This window comes from Bradyrhizobium sp. Kon56 (assembly GCF_055807635.1).
Genome location: NZ_JBVVOU010000241.1, coordinates 1 through 341 on the forward strand (window position 1 = coordinate 1; position 341 = coordinate 341).

At 64.2% G+C, this 341-nt stretch carries 1 protein-coding gene; it reads left to right on the top strand.

The features are described 5' to 3' along the window. The coding region (locus AC0L3B_RS38800) for a thiolase family protein (RefSeq protein ID WP_473382975.1) at positions 1–341 on the top strand (341 nt) is incomplete at both ends.

The window sequence follows — 341 nt, forward strand, 5'->3', positions numbered from 1 at the left end:
GTTGCGCGCCGGCAGCGTCGACGTGGTGATCGCCGGCGGCATGGAAAGCATGTCAAACGCGCCGTACCTGCTCGACCGCGCCCGCAGCGGCTATCGCATGGGCCACGGCAAGGTCCTCGACCATATGTTCCTCGACGGCCTGGAAGACGCCTATGACAAGGGCCGCCTGATGGGCACCTTTGCCGAGGACTGCGCCGAGCACAACGGGTTTACCCGCCAAGCCCAGGACGACTTTGCGATTGCCTCCCTGACACGCGCCCAGGAAGCCATCACCCACGGCAGCTTTGCCGCCGAGATAGTCCCGGTGCAGGTCACCGTCGGTAAAGAGCAAAAAACCATCC